Origin of the sequence: Microcystis sp. M165S2, assembly GCF_020245885.1 — a bacterium.
Classification (GTDB): Bacteria; Cyanobacteriota; Cyanobacteriia; order Cyanobacteriales; family Microcystaceae; genus Microcystis.
On record NZ_JADBTZ010000366.1, the window covers coordinates 1 to 15,503 of the forward strand.

Genomic DNA, 15,503 nt, shown 5'->3' on the forward strand with positions numbered 1-15,503 from the left:
TCTTGCGTGCCGACCTACTACGCAAACTATTCTAGCACGCTAAGAATTGAGTTGTCAATCGTGCTTCGCTATTTCTATGCTGGCGGAACCTTTCATCTCCGAGGTAAAACCGAGAGCCTTCAAGCCGACATTTCAGGTAAACGGCAAACCATGACCAAATCCGCCAGCAGACGGATTTGGTGGCAACTCATTGGTTATTTCTGGATTTAACCAGAGCGATCGATTTGTTAGATTTTTAATAGTCGGTCTGTCAACCGATAGATAGAAACAGTCAAAACATCAGAATCAGAGATCAAAGTATGAAACTTCCTACAGGGTTACGGCGCACTATTACCCACGCTTTGGCAACTTTTCTAGGAATTATGCTCGGTTTTAGCAGTTTAGCGGCGGTAAATGCTCAAAATCTGCCCAGCGTTGCCGCCGATGTGGCCAGAATTACCCCAGAGATGACGGCGGAAAGTTTTGTCGCTAAGGCAGTGGCGCGCACGGGTGCGGCAGTGGTGCGAATTGACACCGAAGCGATCATTACTCGTCCCAATAGCCCCTTTTTTGATGATCCTTTTTTTCAGGAGTTTTTTGGGGAACAGTTTCGTGTCCCGACACAGCAGCGAGTGGCGGGCCAGGGATCGGGTTTTATTATCGATGGCAGTGGTTTAATCTTAACTAATGCCCATGTGGTCGATAATGCCGATAAGGTAACGGTGACATTAAAAGATGGTCGTAGCTTCAAAGGAGAAGTACGCGGTACTGATGAGATCACTGATTTAGCCGTGGTGAAAATTAATCCCCAAGGGGAAAAATTACCTGTAGCCGTCCTCGGCAATTCCTCATCCATACAAGTGGGGGACTGGGCGATCGCAGTAGGCAATCCCGTCGGTCTAGATAATACGGTAACTTTAGGAATTATTAGCACGATCGGGCGCTCGGCGGCTAAGGCGGGTATTCCCGATAAACGCATTGATTTTATCCAAACCGATGCCGCTATTAACCCGGGCAATTCCGGCGGTCCTTTACTCAACGCCCAAGGGGAAGTCATCGGCATCAATACGGCGATTCGTGCCGATGCCATGGGGATCGGTTTTGCCATTCCCATCGACCGGGCCAAGCAGTTACAAGCGACCCTAGAATCAGGTCAAAAGGTGGCCCATCCCTATATCGGTGTGCAGATGGTTAATCTAACTCCCGATTTAGCCCGGGCTAATAATCAAAACCCCAATTCTGCCATGATCGTCCCAGAAGTGTCGGGAATTTTGGTGGTGAAAGTCCTACCCAATACCCCCGCCGAAAAAGCCGGGATCCGTCGCGGGGATGTGATTGTCAAAGCTAATAATCAACCGGTTAGCGATGGCGGTGAGTTACAGGAAATGGTGGAAAAAACCGGGATCGGTCAATCTTTACCCCTCAGGATCAGAAGGGGTGAAAGGGCGATCGATCTCACCGTAATCACCGCCCAAATGTCGAATCAGTAATCGGCGGTCAGTGATCAGTTATCAGATGTGAGTTTTCATGCCTTGATTGAGCAGCGACGAAAATCTTTTCAGGACTCGTAGCGCCGATAAAGCCGCTGCAACTTGTCATAGAAACGCTTGCGGACTTTTTCCGGGGAGATCAGCAAGCAATCTTCTCCGTAGGGGAGAATTTCGCGGAAAAACCAGAAGCTACTCGTTACCTGTCGGGTAATCTGCCGGACAAGGGGATCGATCGAGATCAATTCGTTGGCAATATCGATAGCGGTTTTGGTCCGGTACGATCGAGCTAATCCATCGAATAGCTGAAACTCGGCCGAGACGCTATCAAGCTGACTGCGCCACTTGCCCTTAGGGATCGGGGTAATTAAGGAATCGTTGGGGATTCGATCGAGCCGTAAACTCCAATTATGGTGTAGTTCGGAAATATCTTGATTTCCCTCGGTTTCCTCGCACCAGCAGTCGAGATATAGCCGCTCCTCGTGACGATTGATAGCGGCATGGTAAAGATGGAATTGCCAGAGTCGATCGCCCGCATCCTGATAGGATAACTGAAACGGTTGTTGTCGGAGAATACAGCGATCGAGTTCCAGCCGCCATGGTGGGGGAGGATTATCGAGGCGGTCTTCTAGCTCTTTGCGTAAGGGGCCTGACAGTTCGCTCCGTTCTAATAGTAGTTTAGTTAGTTCCAGGGCGATGGGGATTTGTCCAGCATCAATGAGAGAATCGATCGCCTGTTGGAGCATCTGCAAGCGAGCGGGCTTCCAGTCGTGATTAGGGGCGATTTTAAGCTTATTACGGGCAATTTCTTTGATTAACTTCGATATATTCGGTTTATCTCCCCACAATAGCCCGAATTCACTGGCAAGGATTTCTAGGGCCTGTTTTTCTTTTTCACTGACCGATAAAGTGATTGATTGTCCTATCCGGCTCATAGTTTATAAACATACGGACACTTTTTCTGGTATTTAGTTGCTCTTTGCTTCCTCTGCATTTGATAATAGACATAGACAGACGCTACGGACATCGATCGATATATCCATCGGATTCTCGCCATTTTTTTTGATAGAGGCTAAATATGAATAGGCTAGTAGAAAAAATTACGGCTATTGTCGAAAAACTACCGAATTTAAAACTATTAATTCTCTTCGGTTCTAGAGCGCGTGGAGAGCATAGACCTGATAGCGATTGGGATTTCGCTGTTTTATACGGGGAAAGAAGTGATCGCAAGGATATTTCGAGTCTGTTGAAAATTTATACACTGCTCGAACAAGCTTTCGAGATTCCCGATGACAAAATTGATGTGGTTGATTTAAAAGAATGTTCGCCGATCCTCGCTCATTATGTCGCGCGGGATGGTCAACTTCTATACGAACGGGAAACGGGACTATTCGAGGTATTTAAAGAAAAATTTCTTATGAATCCTGAAGAATCGAAAGCGTTATACCGTCAATTACGGAATAATCTAGAGATTTCTCTACGAGAAAAAGGAGTGTAAATCCTATTCAACCTCTGATCGCAATAGACGAATTAAACCTCATGAATCGATACCTCGCCGGGTAGTGATCCGATAGTAGTGGTGAGCTACCTTGCTTATCTAGCCTGAGTTGTGTAGAATATTGACTAATAAAAATAATTACCTGATAAATGTAAAAAATTTGCTTTTTATGATTCAAGAATTTGCTTTTTATGATTGCTTTTTCTATCAAAATCTTCTCTTGAATTATTAAATCTTGGTTGGATGGCGATGAAGATTTAGAACATAATCTTCTAACAAAAGATTCACCAGCTTCAATATTTCTTTGTCCTAAATGTGGTTCTTGCCATACCATCAAAAATGGTTCTACACATAATGGCAAACCCAAACGTAAGTGTAAAGATTGTGGTCGCCAGTTGGTGAGCAATCCCACTAATAAAACCGTCTCTGACGAAACCAAACAATTAATTGATAAACTCTTGCTCGAACGAATTTCCTTACGAGGAATTGCTAGAGTAACTGGAGTAAGTTGGTCATGGTTACAAAATTATGTCAACAATAAACTTGCGTCTGTCCCACGTCAAGTAAAGGTTTCGGAAAAATCAAAAAGCAAATTGGTCAGAGAATGTGATGAGATGTGGTCTTTGGTTTTTTCTAAGACGATAAAGGTGTATATTTGGCTGGCAATTGATAGAAAAACAAGGGAAATTATTGGTTGCTATTTAGGAGATAGGAGTCGTCAATCAGCCAAAAAACCTTGGATCCAGTTTACCAGGTGTTTACCGACAATGTGCTGTTACTTACACAGATTTTTGGGAGTTCTATAAGACAGTAATTCCGAGTAAACGTCATCGAGCCGTGGGGAAAGAAACTGGTCAAACTAATCATATTGAAAGATTAAATAATACCTTTCGACAAAGGATTTCTCGGCTGGTGAGAGAGAGTCTATCTTTCTCTAAAAAAATGGAGAATCACGTTGGCGCTGTTTGGTATTTTATCCATGACTACAATGCACAGCAAAGCAAAGGATTAAGCCTCCATCACTACTACCGAATCACCACCGAAAACGGAATCAAGAGAACTTTCCCGTGCATATTTTTCGGACTTTAGGCGCTAGATTTATTGGAGGTTTCCTTAATTTGTACCCGGTAACAGGATATCAGAAATTCTCTTAATCCCTCATACAGCAAAGGTTATGTCCTTTTGTCAAAGGGGAAGTCCAGATATAACCGATCCTCGTGAACAGCGATCGCAAATTTTACCCCGATTTGTACTGTTGGCAAAGATCTAATAACATTTGTTTGATCCGGTTGCGTAATGACTCTGGTGTAAGTACAATACAGCGATTCCCGTAGGGTAAAATCTCCCGGATAAACCAAAAAGGACTAGAAACCTTACGGGTTATAATTCTCTTTCCGTTTACCTCTCGGTCGTCGATATCCCTTGTCTTCCTTTCATAAGCCTTCACGAGATCTTTTTCTAACTGTAATTGTACTTCTATAAAATCGAGACTGTCTCGCCATGGTTCTTCGATCGGGATCAGGCTTTGAATACGAGAGAATTTAAGACAGCGATTGTGAACAAGCTCGGGAAAGTCTCGCTGATCTTCTTCTGGCAGGTCGACCGTTTCCTCACACCAGATCTCCAGATAGAATTCTTTTTCCCGAAACATGATCTCGGCAGAGCGAACGGTAAATTCTAGGGTCTGTCCCTGAGAATTTTTGTACATTACCCGAAAAGCTTGCCGGTCATGGATATAGCGCTCCACTGTCAGCCGCCAATCGCGATCATACTGACTCACCTGTTCGGAAATCTCCCGACGCTCTTGAGGGGAGAGATTTCCCCTCTCTAAAAGAAAATTAGAAAGAGTCTGGGCCGGTTCGATGTGACCCGATCGCACCAGACGGTCGATCGCTTTCTTGATCGCTTCGACCCGCTTTGCCGAGAGGGTAAAAGGTTCACCGATCTCCAGTTCCCCTTCGGCGATGGCGGCGATCAGACCCGATGGACTAGGACTTTTCCCCCAAAAGATGTTAAAACGTCGGGCGATCGCTTCTAGCTTCTCCTTCGTGCCGGGAGGAATTGACAGTGTAATTGTTTCTTTTTTGCGATTCACCTTAAAAATATACTTGCAGTTTTAGAATATTTGCGCTATACTACCTATATTGTAATGATAAATGAGCGCAAAAAGCTATGGTAAGAGGAAATGAGGGGGATATACCACTGACAATGGTTCTGCGTCCGTGTAACCTTTTGTCGGGAACTCGGAAAATATTGATCAGCATGGTGTCACCGCCACATCGTTGTGGGGAGTTCAGGCGATCTAAAACGGCAGATATCTGGAGTGAACAAAAGGAGACAGAGTAGCATGGACAACCTCATAGACAAAGATCGCATATTGCCCTGTCTGGCTTCTATCCCTAATAGGGATTCGATGAAAAGGCTAAACAGTAGCCTCAATACTTGTCAGGTTTCAATCCCTCTTAGTATCAGGGGTTCAGTGATCGATCATCTTACCATGATATGCTTAAGAGAATGATTTGCTTTTCTTGCCTCAGACTTGTCAGGACGTGAACAGTGAGCTATATTAAAAGAAGCCGTTTGGAGTCGGCTATCTATATGATTAAACTTTTCTGCCTTGCATTATAGCAAAGCTGACTCCAGATGGATACCCATGTCAATAAAACGGAGGTCAGTAATGGCTAATTTGGACGATATTTATCAGCAAATCGAGCATCTTCTGCACCAAATCGAGCGTCTTTGGCGCGAGATCGAAGAACTTAAACAGTCTCCAGTCTTGGATTCTGAAGGCGAAGTCAGAATTTACGCTGATTTAACCTAGAATCCCAGCAATAACGCCTCTAGAGAGCGGAAGTAGGCACTTTTCAGCCTACTCCCTCAAAATAAGAAATCAAGGAAGGACAGCACTATGTCGATTAAACAACTTTCACTTTTCGAGAATGTTCCTCCAGAGCAAGATACAAAAGCGGTTACGACTCTGGAAGAGATTAATGATCTCGACATTATTATCTTATTGAGTGCTTTGGCCGCGAATGCGATCCCTCAAACCGACTCGACATTAATTTCCGCTTTAGCTAACGATCCCAGAGCGATAGCGATCGCCCAAACCTTCGATCGTCCTAAATTGGTTAGACAGTTACGACTTTCTCAACCTCAAAAAGAAAGCGAGTTCATTAAACCCACGTTTAAGGGAAATCAAGTTTTTTATCGAGAACGAGAGATAGGTAGGATACAGCTTGTGTACAAATCACCGTCACCGGGAGAGCTACAGGCAAAATTAACTCATGAAAGCACGATTGATCGGTTTTTAGAGTTTTTGCAGAAAAAATATCAGATTGTTTCCCTGCATGAAAGTAATTACCATGTGCAGATTTTTATTCCACAAACTCAACAATCGAATAATATTGAGGAACTTTGGATAGAATTTATCGAGAAAGTTATTTTTTCTATCTATGGAGACTTTCAATATCAGCTATCAGGGTTAATGCAAACTTTTATGACAATGCTAAAAAGTGTTACATTAGCGGGACGAGGTTTTAGCACCCTAGAAATTCCGATCATTACTAGAGATCAAGCCAAGGTGTTAGCCGCTTTATATTTAGCCGTTTTCGAGCAAGTCAATGATCGCCAAAATCAGCGCCAGAAAAAGATTGATCTGCTAATTAAAGCGATTGAATCTGGAGAACTTAGCTTGAAGGATTTAAAATCCACGCAAAAGGAGCTAGAAGATAAACAAGAAATGCAAGCTAAAGAGTTTAAAAAATACAGAGATTATTTTCAGAAAGTTTTGTCTAAATTATTAGATGAGCAACGAGCTATTTATCATGAGATAAGAACCCTTGATGAGCAACTGAAAAAAACTGGTTTGTCAAAAGCTCAAGTTAGCAAATTACAGAAGCAAAAGGATAAAATAGAGTCACAAATTATTTTTCATGAAGGATCGATCGAGGAGAAGCGGAGACTTTTAGAAGAATCGGATGGAAATCCGTTTGAGTTTATAAAAAAACAAAAACAAACCGATCTATTGAAGCCAATTCAAGCGATCGCTAAATCTTTTAACAAAACAGCCACAGAACAAATTAACTCGACTCGTGGCGATATTTTCACTCAATGTATATTAGAGATGTATCGTTTGTTAGAAAATCCAAAACTCGAAACCATTCCAGAACCGCTTTTAACGATTGGCCCAAAAACTTTAGCAGCAAGGACAGCGGGAGACGATGGTAAAGATTTTTGTTACTCTTGCGGAGTAACTTTAGATGCTAAAACTGCGCGGTGGAGAGTAGCTAGATTTATGTTCGAGCGACCGTCTCAACGTCGTCAATCATCCTCTAGTGAAGATAGACCTTTCATTTGCTCTTCTTGTTCTGTATTATCGTTTGCCTCACCCTTAAAAGTAACGGATGATAGTATTATCTTACGACTCAAGCCTATTCGAGAAAAATCTGGCTATGATGATAGAGTTAGATTATATAATCTAAAAGAATACTTGAGAGGATTAACTACTGGTGAACTAGATGTTACTGCGGGAAAATATATTATTTTAAATTCTCAAAAAGATAAAACTAACAATGGTGATATCGCTTCTCAAAAATTAGGATTAAAGCAGTACGCTTTAGCCAAGATTGCTTCTAAACTTCCTTTAGAGGTTCTATCGGATTGGGAAATCGATTTATATTTACAAAAAAGTACACCAGATAAGCTAGAGCGAAGACAACTAATTTTGCTTAAAGGAATAATGGAGGGATATAATCAAAACATCATTATTAAAGATGCTAAAACCCAGGAACAAAAAAATGAACAAAAAATAAATCTTAAACTTAAAGATGCTAAAACCCAGCAACAAAAAAATGAACAAAAAATAAATCTTAAACTAGGAGACGCTATTCGTTATGTACAACAAGATATGCCTTACTTGGCGGAATTTATTGTATCTGGAGTTCCCGACTACAATCTCAAATTTGAAAACAAGATATGGTTAGAGAGTATTCGAGAACTCTACTGGAAACAAATCAATGAAGACGTGAGAAATCAAAAACGATCAAAAGGAGTTTATTCTATGTCAGAAACAACAATGTCTAAAAGAGCTAAAATCTATGAAGATGTAGCTGCATTAACAGGCTTACTTTATCCCTTTATAGAATGGGCTGAATTTCTTATAAAAAAGGATAAAGAGATGGAAGAAAAACGGAAGCAAGGAAAAAAAGAACAAGATAATTTAGATGAAAAAACTATCGATAAAATCAAAAAAGAAGTTGCCAGAGAAATTAGCAAAATCATTGAAAATGTAAAGGATGAGCATTTTTTCACCTACTATGCCTCTATTGGAGATCAAGACCGTACTAAAATCAAAGCCACTCTCAAGCGAGATAGAGACACATATTTTATTTACGATCAAGCCAGAAAATTAATTTTTGAAAAGCTTAAAATTTCCGAGGATATAGAAGTAAAAAAAGATGGTGTCGCATCGTTAAATCTTACTCTTGACGATATTAAAAATGCTTATACTTATTTTGCAAATGATCCTCTATATACGGATAAACAAGGAGATAAAAACTGGAGGGAATTCACTTATCGATTAAAACTTTCTCTTTATACGCGTTTTCCTGAATTGGTTCGTAAACTTTCATCTAAAGGAGATAAATAACGATGGCTACCGAATCTAAAGTGACGACTGGACTACCTAAGACTGATGCTAATAAACCTAGATTGCATTTTGATATTTATGCCATTCTCGAAGGCTCTCAAGAGCTTTATTTAGGACATGAAGTACAGGTTAATGTTAACTTAGTTGAAATTGTTAAACTGAGTACAAAAGATGGTAAAGAAATTGAAAAATGTTATATTTCTCCGACTAAAAGGCGCGGAGTTGAACGACGTTGTTTACTGTGGTCTCCTGTGAAAAGTGGAGAGCTGCTAGGAGATAAGCAAAAATGCGGAATTCCCAAAACCTGTGCTGAACCCACTTGTCCGATTTGTGCTACATTTGGCGCACTCGATCCAGGAAAACGGACTTTAATCGGTCGGGTAACTCATGGTGGAGGTGTTGCCATACAAGAGATTTACCCGGTCGAAAAACAACGAGCAATGCACCCCGCTTTATTGGTCAATCGAAATGATGAAACTCCCACACCTTTTAGACGAGAATACAATCAACCCGGCATTCTCTATCCCGTTTATAACCATGCTCTGAGTATCACCGATCAAGACTTTTCAGCTGTCGCTTATGCTTTCTTGGATTCATTACCTCGCATAGGTTCAGGAAATCCTAAAGGAATTGCTATTGCGGAAACGGACGATCGTACCCCGCTTCTGGTTTTGGATAGATATTTATCTCCTAGAGGGAAGCGTCCAATCGTTTCTCCCTCGGAAACCGACCCGCAAAAGGCGATCAATGATTTCCTTTATTTGGCACTGTATCCTGAAACTAATTTTACTAATCATATTCAAGAAGCGCACTTCGATCGCTGGATAGGCAATGAAGCGTTAGCCAAATTACAAGAATACTCCGCAATATTCGTCGATACGGTTTTACAAGCATAAATCATGTATTGCCTGACCTTTAAGATTATCCCAACGGCGGCCATGACATTTCGCATACTGCCTGGATCGATTCTCAATATCGCCACCTATCCCTTCGTCCCACCGACTACTTTTTCTGGGTTTCTTCGACGGATAGTAATGTTAAGCGAGGGATTAGATATCCCTGAAACCAGCATTAACAAGGAAAATCCGCCTTATTTCACCCTACCTCGTCAGTATATAGCGTTAGGAGCCTATCCAGTCCTAGATAAATGGTCTGGAGTCCATCGTACTCATCGCAAAGGAACTCGATCGTTTAACCATGATGTTTTTTCTAGACTATACATTGATGGCGATCGAGAAAACTTTCAGTTACATACTTGGGAATATTTTATCGCTGAGGAGTTAATCGGCTATGTTGTCAGTGAATCTGAGTCTAGTCTAGAGGCATTTTCTAACCTACGAGGAGTCGGATGTAAAATTGGTAAGGAAGGATTTGCGGTGATTGACGAGGTATCTGAACCTATACGACTCCAAAGAAAGATTCTTTCCGCTCACCCGTCAACTATTGTTCCAATGGAAGCTTTAATACAGCGAAATCCCTTAATTAATCGTTGTGATATTTATAATCTCTATCGTTATGAATGGTCAGCAGATCAGACACAAGATGAGGATAAGGGATTGTTCGACATAGAGCGATCGCCTATTAATGGTTTTATCCCCTTTGTTGCCGCTTACTATCCTGAAAAAGCCAATCATTTACCCACTTTAGATTTCTATACGGATGGAAATCTTCAGATTCCTGTAGCACTCGTGGAACTTTTACAAGGAGAATCAATTAATGTCTAAATCTAACCCTAAACCTTTTTTCAAATTCGGCCGCGTGTTTTTTCCAGGCGAACCTACAATTGCTCCTGATAAAATTCTTTTTCAACCCCTGGGTAATCATGTAGGTAATGTTAGACAATTAGCCAGAAAATGGCAAGATGACAACTTTTCTTTAGAACGAGTTATTGAAGGAATCAATTTACACGACAAAGCTAAACCACAAACCTTCAAAATTCTCGTTGAAACTAATAAACAGGGAGAGTTTACAAAATATACTTATTCTTTTAAAGGGCATCGATTTAAAGTAGATAAACCACAAAATCTTTGGGTGCAAGCTCTAGCGAGAGGACATCATGACTATTCAACTAAGGAAATTATCAAGGATACCTATCAATTAAAAAAAGATCCTGAATATCAGAAGATTTTCTCTAAAGAACCCTTACAATACGCCAAAGAACTTTATATTTTGGAAATGTGCGATCAAATTGAAGCGGAATTAGCTTGTCGTGTCATTGGAGACGACGAACAGGCAAAATCTCGCACATTTATGGATTTTACAATAACTAAAGGTATATCCGAAGATAGCAAACACCGTGTTTTTTATCTCGATCCCTATCCTTTTAAAGAACCAACTATCACTTTAAATTTTCGTTCGTGGACATATAATTTATCAGAGGAGGATAAAAATCAACTCCAACAATTACACGAAAATGGAAAAGATAAGGAATTAGGAGGTAAATTGGATAGTCTTGTTAAAGAGTGGTGGAAAAAAAACGAACATACAATCAGTGAAGACCCAGCAATTACTGCCATTATCAAGCCTTCTAATTCAAAAACTAAACCGATTCCAGAAAAATCAAAAAATGCAATTTTTTGGTATAAAGAATTAGCGAATTTTCAACCTAATCCAATGCAGGAAGAAGTCTTTCAAACAATGGCTGAAACTCAACATCCAGCTTTTATCCTTAAAGCTCCTACAGGAGTGGGAAAATTTGAAGCGATTATTATTCCCTTTTTAGCTATGCTATCTACAAAAGAAGATAGACATCGCCTGATTATACCCCTACCTGCACGAAGTTTGTTAGAAGATCAAAAACAGAGATGTGAGAAATATTTAAAACAATTTTCACTCTTACACAAGGGACGTGAAGTGTCTTTGGTGATAGATACGGGAACCGAAATGAATCGATATGTTTATCTAGATGGAGAAGTTAAATCTAGCAATAATTCTCGAAGACATTTATACAAAGGAGATATTATTTTAACAACGATTGATAAATTTATATATCGATACTTTGGCTATGGTGATAAGCAAAAATCATTCATCTTTCCCTATCGAATTCATCATGGTAATACACTGATTTGTTTTGATGAAGCTCATACCTATGATGATATTTCGTTTACTAACTTTTGCAGTTTGGTTAAAGCTTTGTATGAAGCAGGACGCTCGCTTGTTTTAATGACGGCAACTTTATCACAAAATCATCTGGAAAGATTGGATTATCTTGCAGATAACGTGATCGATTACATTGATGTTCAGGACAATCTAGAGAAGCTAAATAATTTTTACAAGCAAATTTTGAAGCAAGACTATTCTAATTTGAAACAGTTTAAGTGGGTTAATGATATTGCTTATAATCTAAAAAATTCGAGAAATTTTCAACAAAAGTTGATCTCGATCACCCTTGAAGAATGGCACTCTAATCCAAGTCATCGTATCATCGTTTCCGTGGAAACTGTTAAAGATGCGATAGAGATTTATGAAAACATCAAAAGCGAATTAAATATTAAGTCTAAAGAACAAAATGATTTTTTATTTCTTTATCACGGTCGTTTGTCAGATATTCCCAAAACTTCCCATTATTCTCGAACAAAGCTTTATCAAAGATTAAAAGAAAGAGATGAAAAAGACCAAGCTTATATTCTGGTTACTACCAGTGCGATCGAAGTTGGCTGTGATTTAAATAGTACCAGATTGATTACTCAAATGTGTAACCCAGAAAGTTTAATTCAACGAGCGGGACGTTGCAATCGAAAAGGTGATGTTGAAGATGCAAAAATTATCGTCGTTGGCAATAATATTCCAGAATTTGTCAATACCTTGAGCGAGACAGAGCTAGAAGATTATCAAACAACCCTTAATGACTTGCACGCTCAAAACTTTGATCCGAAAGCGATCATGAATTGTGTTTCTACAAAACAGACAATTGATGATTATCGAGTTGTTGAGCTTTTTTCCCTGTTGCAAGACTATGTTTATAATGCCGATCTCACTTGTCAATCTGCTCATGAAAAAGGATTAGTAATCACCCGTAGCTGGACTCCATCCGTTACCTTGGTATATGATGACGGTAAGCAGGGTGATAGTTTAGAAAAAATTGTCAAAGAATCTCCTCAAATTCAAGTTCCGATTGATCGTTTGATTCTGAAAAAAAATGATGAAGGCAACTATATAAATCAGTATGCTAATGTGGATGTTTACGAATGGATTTACGACAAGGAAGAAACTCGATATAAATTAGAACCATTAAAATATTGGGGATGTGCATACAGTAAAGATATGGTGATCAAAGTCCGTGCAGTTCAGGAGGGAGCCATATATGATTCTTTTGAGCCTTATTCTTATGATCATGAATTAGGGTTTAAAGACTTGCCTGGAGTTTTTATTAAATGGAGATCAAATGGCTATCAAGAAAGACTTCAGTATAACCCCACAAAAGATAGATCAGTAGTGATTAACTACACTAAGGCTCTAACACAAGATTGATTTTTATCTTGTGCGGGATATGTTCACTACACTAGAAACTATATACTATGACTCTTATCTCTTCTAAATCCCTCACTTTACCGGAATTTCTCTCGCTAACCGCTCCCGATGGCGATATTACCTATGAATTAGTCGATGGAGAAGCGATCCCGAAAATGTCACCGAAATTCTTTCATTCTCGTTTAACTCTGGCTTTATCTTCTATACTCGATCACTGGAATCAAGGACGGGGAGAAGTGGGAATCGAATGGGCGATCGTCCTAAGCAAAAACGATCGAGATTGGTGTCCCGTTCCCGATCTCCTCTACATTTCCCTAGAAAGGTTAGGAGACATTCCCCTCACCGATGAAGCTTGTCCCGTTCCCCCGGAATTAGTCATCGAAATTATTTCCCCTGAACAATCCTTCAGCAGCCTGAGCGAAAAAGCCGTGGCCTACCTAAAAGCGGGAGTCAGTCGCGTCTGGATCGTCGATCCCCGGGCCAAGCAGATCACGATTTTCTATCCCGACGCACCCCCGGCGATTAAAAAAGGCGATGACGAAATTAGCGATATTCTCCTCCCGGATTTAACCCTAACTCCTAGACAAATTTTTGCCAAGGCCCGATTAAGTTAATGCCCTACAGTCTCGTTATAAGCGATCGCACCGATCTGAAAATTCCCGCTCGATTGTCCTATCGCTTCGGTTAAAAATTGACCATGACTCTTATCTCCTCTAAACCCCTGACTTTACCCGAATTTTTCTCGCTAACCGCTCCCGATGGCGATATTACCTATGAATTAGTCGATGGAGAAGCGATCCCGAAAATGTCACCGAAATTCTTTCATTCTCGTTTAACTGGTGCTTTATTTCTCGTACTCGATCGCTGGAATCAAGGACGGGGAGAAGTGGGAATCGAATGGGCAATTATTCTCAGCAAAAACGATCGAGATTGGTGTCCCGTTCCCGATCTCCTCTACATTTCCTCTGAAAGGTTAGGAGATATTCCCCTCACCGATGAAGCTTGTCCCGTTCCTCCGGAATTAGTCATCGAAATTATTTCTCCTGAACAATCCTTCAGCAGCCTGAGCGAAAAAGCCGTGGCCTACCTAAAAGCGGGAGTCAGTCGCGTCTGGATCGTCGATCCCCGGGCCAAGCAGATCACGATTTTCTATCCCGACGCACCCCCAGCGATTAAAAAAGGCGATGACGAGATTAGCGATATTCTCCTCCCCGATTTAACCCTAACTCCCAGACAAATTTTTGCCAAGGCCCGATTAAGTTAATGCCCTACAGTCTCGTTCTCAATCTCACACCTCGATCGCCGATCTATCCGAATTTTCTCACCGGACGACACCTTCATGCGCTATTTCTTACCCTTGTCAGTAGTGTTGATCAGGAATTAGGGGACACCCTGCACGCAGCCGAGGGAGATAAAGCTTTTACCCTCTCCCCACTACAGATTCAATCCGGGGGGAAAATAACGATAAATTCCCTGCGCTGGCGACACGAACGGGAGATCGCCCCAGAAACTCCCTGCTGGTGGCGGATTTCTCTGCTCGATGACCGATTATTCGGTAAATTAACCTCACTCTGGTTGAATCTCAATCCGCAACACCCTTGGCATCTCGGTTCCGCCGATCTCGTCATTACCAGCGTCCTCGCTACCCCGCAATCGGTTCAACCCTGGGCGAACTCCTGTACTTATCAATACCTGTATGAAAACGCCTCGGAAACAAATCGGGAATTTCATTTCCTTTTCGTCACCCCCGTCACCTTCCGGCAGGGAAAATTCGATAGTGCCTTACCGACGCGGGAACTGGTGTTTAATAGCCTTCTCGGTCGTTGGAATCGCTATAGCGGTATCCCCTTCGATTCTATTGCCCTAGAGTCAATTTTTCCCAGTTTTTTCGATATTCAAACGAAATTAGCCGACGAAGCCTATAAAAACCAGTCGATCGGTTGTGTGGGCGAGATTCACTATCGTCTTTTGGGAGAGGTGGAACCCGCCAAGATTAAAGCGATTAATGCACTGGCGGATTTTGCCCTCTATGCGGGAGTGGGACGGAAAACCACCATGGGTATGGGGATGACTCGCAGAATTTCTAAGGATAAAAGATAGTTATGGATGAATCTGACTACATACCGATCGCCGCCCTCAACGTCGGTTTTAGTCCTTTTCGTCTTCTGGAAATAGTTTTCAAGGATTTTTAACTCGTTCATCGAAAATTTTGGGTCTGAAACCCCGTCGTTCTACGACGGCTTTACCGTTAAATACTAGCGCATTTACCAAATATATGCTAGAATGTGAGACATGGAAAAAGCCTATTCGTTTCGATTTTACCCCACACCCGAACAAGAGTCGCTATTGCGGCGCACTTTGGGCTGTGTAAGATTAGTTTACAATAAGGCTCTCCATCTCAGAACACAAGCATGGTACGAAA

14 protein-coding genes and 1 pseudogene are annotated in these 15,503 nt (G+C 41.1%); 13 read left to right on the forward strand and 2 right to left on the reverse strand.

Annotated features, from left to right (window positions below; translation table 11 throughout):
* Together IM479_RS18085 and IM479_RS18090 are read left to right on the forward strand one after the other, a co-directional pair.
* On the forward strand, positions 1-210 hold a 210-nt coding region (locus IM479_RS18085; RefSeq protein WP_287686200.1), incomplete at its 5' end, for a hypothetical protein.
* A gap of 89 nt (positions 211-299) precedes the next feature.
* Positions 300-1,469: an HhoA/HhoB/HtrA family serine endopeptidase gene (locus IM479_RS18090; protein ID WP_287686201.1), complete on the forward strand. Its 1,170-nt coding sequence runs from the start codon at positions 300-302 to the stop codon at positions 1,467-1,469.
* A 68-nt stretch (positions 1,470-1,537) separates the two neighbouring features.
* Here the strand turns inward: IM479_RS18090 and IM479_RS18095 are convergent, their stop codons facing one another.
* Positions 1,538-2,401, reverse strand: a complete 864-nt coding sequence (locus IM479_RS18095; RefSeq protein WP_287686202.1) for a WYL domain-containing protein — start codon at positions 2,399-2,401, stop codon at positions 1,538-1,540.
* A gap of 143 nt (positions 2,402-2,544) precedes the next feature.
* Here IM479_RS18095 and mntA point away from each other — a divergent pair, with 143 nt between their 5' ends.
* Positions 2,545-2,964: a type VII toxin-antitoxin system MntA family adenylyltransferase antitoxin gene (gene mntA, locus IM479_RS18100; protein ID WP_286824741.1), complete on the forward strand. Its 420-nt coding sequence runs from the start codon at positions 2,545-2,547 to the stop codon at positions 2,962-2,964.
* A 296-nt stretch (positions 2,965-3,260) separates the two neighbouring features.
* Positions 3,261-3,957, forward strand: a pseudogene (locus IM479_RS18105) (IS1 family transposase); the annotation flags it as partial.
* Between the two features lie 244 nt (positions 3,958-4,201).
* Here IM479_RS18105 and IM479_RS18110 read toward each other — a convergent pair.
* The gene (locus IM479_RS18110; protein ID WP_286824740.1) at positions 4,202-5,059 is read right to left on the reverse strand and encodes a WYL domain-containing protein; all 858 of its coding nucleotides are present in this window, start codon (positions 5,057-5,059) and stop codon (positions 4,202-4,204) included.
* Positions 5,060-5,641: 582 nt separating this feature from the next.
* Between IM479_RS18110 and IM479_RS18115 the strand changes: the two genes are divergently transcribed.
* The 9 genes from IM479_RS18115 to IM479_RS18155 all read left to right on the forward strand — a co-directional run.
* On the forward strand, positions 5,642-5,785 hold the full coding sequence (locus IM479_RS18115) for a hypothetical protein (protein ID WP_286824739.1): 144 nt from the start codon (positions 5,642-5,644) through the stop codon (positions 5,783-5,785).
* Between the two features lie 87 nt (positions 5,786-5,872).
* Positions 5,873-8,611: a hypothetical protein gene (locus IM479_RS18120; RefSeq protein ID WP_286824738.1), complete on the forward strand. Its 2,739-nt coding sequence runs from the start codon at positions 5,873-5,875 to the stop codon at positions 8,609-8,611.
* Positions 8,612-8,613: 2 nt separating this feature from the next.
* Positions 8,614-9,507 carry a hypothetical protein gene (locus tag IM479_RS18125; protein WP_286824737.1) on the forward strand — a complete coding sequence of 298 codons (894 nt, stop codon included), beginning with the start codon at positions 8,614-8,616 and terminating at the stop codon, positions 9,505-9,507.
* 3 nt (positions 9,508-9,510) lie between these two features.
* Positions 9,511-10,335, forward strand: coding sequence for a hypothetical protein (locus tag IM479_RS18130; RefSeq protein WP_287686203.1), 825 nt, complete (start codon positions 9,511-9,513; stop codon positions 10,333-10,335).
* Positions 10,328-13,081 carry a CRISPR-associated helicase Cas3' gene (gene cas3 / locus IM479_RS18135; protein WP_287686204.1) on the forward strand — a complete coding sequence of 918 codons (2,754 nt, stop codon included), beginning with the start codon at positions 10,328-10,330 and terminating at the stop codon, positions 13,079-13,081. The genes IM479_RS18130 and cas3 overlap by 8 nt, the downstream gene beginning before the upstream one ends.
* A 47-nt stretch (positions 13,082-13,128) precedes the next feature.
* Positions 13,129-13,695 carry a Uma2 family endonuclease gene (locus IM479_RS18140; protein WP_287686205.1) on the forward strand — a complete coding sequence of 189 codons (567 nt, stop codon included), beginning with the start codon at positions 13,129-13,131 and terminating at the stop codon, positions 13,693-13,695.
* Positions 13,696-13,778: 83 nt separating this feature from the next.
* Entirely contained in the window at positions 13,779-14,345 is a 567-nt protein-coding gene (locus tag IM479_RS18145) for a Uma2 family endonuclease (protein WP_287686206.1), read from the forward strand.
* Positions 14,345-15,181: a CRISPR-associated endoribonuclease Cas6 gene (cas6, locus tag IM479_RS18150; RefSeq protein ID WP_287683654.1), complete on the forward strand. Its 837-nt coding sequence runs from the start codon at positions 14,345-14,347 to the stop codon at positions 15,179-15,181. The genes IM479_RS18145 and cas6 overlap by 1 nt, the downstream gene beginning before the upstream one ends.
* A gap of 192 nt (positions 15,182-15,373) precedes the next feature.
* Positions 15,374-15,503: helix-turn-helix domain-containing protein (locus tag IM479_RS18155; RefSeq protein ID WP_071821032.1), on the forward strand; the 130-nt coding region annotated here is incomplete at its 3' end.